General features: G+C 57.0%; 3 protein-coding genes. 2 read left to right on the top strand and 1 reads right to left on the bottom strand.

Annotation, left to right across the window (positions count from 1 at the left end; all coding sequences use genetic code 11):
* Together AC1DX0_RS34280 and AC1DX0_RS34285 are read left to right on the top strand one after the other, a co-directional pair.
* Positions 1 to 549 (top strand): phosphatase PAP2 family protein (locus tag AC1DX0_RS34280; RefSeq protein ID WP_477358785.1); only part of this gene is annotated, 549 nt, incomplete at its 5' end.
* Positions 550 to 709: 160 nt separating this feature from the next.
* Positions 710 to 2,074 (top strand): S8 family serine peptidase, encoded by a 1,365-nt coding sequence (locus AC1DX0_RS34285; protein WP_477358787.1) that lies wholly within the window; start codon positions 710 to 712, stop codon positions 2,072 to 2,074.
* A 125-nt stretch (positions 2,075 to 2,199) separates the two neighbouring features.
* On the opposite strand, the gene AC1DX0_RS34290 is transcribed toward AC1DX0_RS34285, so the two are convergent.
* Positions 2,200 to 2,687 (bottom strand): hypothetical protein (locus AC1DX0_RS34290; RefSeq protein ID WP_477358790.1); only part of this gene is annotated, 488 nt, incomplete at its 5' end.

The raw sequence follows: 2,687 nt of genomic DNA on the forward strand, positions 1-2,687 counted from the left end.
CCAGGCCCTGATCAGACTCGTCTTGAAATCGAAAATCTTTTGGCAAAGCAGTATAATGTCGATGAGCGTAAGAACAGAAGAGAGGAGATAGAGCGCCAAGATACGCTCGATCTTTCAGATTTCACCAGGCCTTTGTATATTGAGAATGTCGCCGGGTTTGAGGCGACAGAATCTCTTTTCTCCACCATTCTTCAGATTTGCGAGTATGTCGGACTGCAGTACAAGGACATGTATGGCCGCACCAGGCCGAGCATGATCGATCCGACTTTGCGGCCCATGCTGCCGGTACCGCCGCATCTTTCCTATCCATCCAATCATGCCTTCCAGTGTACTTCGCTGGCGCTGGTGTTCGAGCGCTTCTTTCCGCAGCATCCGGCGACCGAGGAATTGCACCGCATCGCCGCGCGGGTCGCGGAGAATCGTGAATGGGCAGGCCTTCACTATGAGAGCGACACCGCCGGCGGGAGGCTTCTGGCGGAAAGGTTTCTGCCTTTCCTTGTGGATGCCTGCAGCGAGTTGATGCGCGAAGCGCAGTCTGAATGGAATTGAGGGGGATACTCAAATGACACAAACTAGGGCGCCCGTACGTGCCTATCGGGCTTTTTGGCACTTGCATGCCATAGGGGTTCTTTCGGTTGATCCGAAGAACCCTTCGGGAAACTACACGAGCGCAATCTGGGAGCAGTTGGAGGGCTCTCCGGCAGCCAAGGTGGCGCTGATCGACACGGGTGTCGACACAGCCCATGTCTATCTGAAGGACAGAATAGTTATAGATGAGGTGCTGGATCTCACCGGCATGCCGATCAAGGTCGTGGAAAAAAAGGCAGCCCGACTGGCATCGGGGCCGTTCAGCGAGTTCCCCACAAAACTGGACGAGTTGGGTGTGTCGCTTGATGATGCCGATATGGCCCAGTTGAAGAGCTTTCTCGATGACAACAAGGACTGCGCCCCCTTTGATTCAGGTGCGCCAAAAACGGCGAATCTGAACTTCTCGTCGCACGGGACATCGTGCGCCGGGCTGGTGGTGGGACGAACGCCAGTTCCCGAAAAGAGCGGACAGCCAGCACCGGCGCCGACTGCTTATTTTGGTGTCGATCCATTCAGCAAGCTGATTTCGGTGACAACGTCTTTCGCACCGCGGCCGGAGCCGTTGATTCTTGCTTTTCTGTTCGCATGGGTGAAGGGGGCGGATGCCATCCTGTTCCCACGGGGATTGCCGGACGATCTGCTCGACAAGAGTGCGAACTGCGCGCCAGGCTGGCGTATTCTTCGCGAAGTCATCCTCGCGGTGTCGCGGAAGATCCCCATCATTTGTGCGGCCGGCAATGATGCAGAAAGCCGGCTGATCGCGCCCGCCGCACTGGCTGGCGCCGCGTGGAGTCCGAATGGCGTGATTGCCGTCGGGGCGATGAACTTCCGCGGCATTCGGTCATCGTACAGCTCATACGACGAAGATCTGACGGTCTGTGCGCCGAGCGATGACGGCGAAATATTTGACGTCGACCAGTACCGCCTCGACCAGACCGACCGGACCTATCCGGACTATCCCTACGTCGCAACGCTCAAACAAAACGGCTTTCACGAACAGCCCGAGACGGTCAGTGGCGATGAGGTCTCTCACAATGATCCTGAATTTGATCTCAAATCCAATCTCTTCGCCGAACAAACGATCATGGCCATCGACATTCCAGGCCCGTTCGGCTTCGAAGGCAGCGGAAGCAACTTAGGCTACAAGGATCTCTCCAATACGCAGTTCTCGGGCGATTTCACTGAGTTTGGTGGTACATCCGCGGCATCCGCGATCGTGGCAGGGGCGGCCGCTCTGATACAGCGCAAGATGAAGAAAATGCATCCAAAGGACCAGAACGCCCGGCTGAACGGCCTGGAGGTCAAGGCCCTTTTGAAATCCACAGCGCGGACAATGAAGCTTCCGCATCTCGATTTGGAACATCTGCCATCTCCCGCAACCGGCAATCTGATAGCGGATCACATCAACGGAAGGTCCTTGACACGCCAGCAGGCATTTGGTGCCGGATTGGTGGATGTGGATGCCGCGGTGAAAGCGGTCAAATAAAGGATTGGCGTTTTCGCAGCTTTTGCTGATGCTCGCGAGAAATGTCCGACTTGGCAATAGAGAAAGGGCCCGGAGCGAACGCTCCGGGCCCTTTCTTCCAGTCCGCTGGGAGGATGCGCGACCGACTAACCTTGCTTCTCGACTTCTGGCTTCGACCGCTCGAATTTGGACAGAGCCGAGAGCCCGCCATAGGTCACGATAAGTTGCACGAGCATCTCGTAGATCTTGGGATCGATCGTCAGCATCGATGTCTGATGCAGGACTGTCAGCGCGGCGTAGGCTGCGCCGGCGATCAGCGTTTTCTTTCCAACCAGGTATTTACCGCCCAAGGCGACGTCGATGGCAGTCATGGCAGGTTCTTCCTTCGTGACAGGGGTTTGGTTCGAGGCAGGAATGGTTGTGGCAATGCCGGCGGCGTCAGGCGCGAGTTTGGCAACCATGCCAAGCGCCGCGACAGGAACGCTCTCGCCGCCGGCCGCCGCGTTCGCCGCGGCGGTGATATCGTTCAGCCGGTTCATCCAGCCTTTTCCTAAGACCGGCAAGATCGACAAGCTGCGATAAAACTCCTCATAGATGGCCGAGAAATCGCTGACGAGACGGACTTGCCCGGCGG

It is taken from the genome of Mesorhizobium sp. P3_A9 (genome assembly GCF_056402975.1).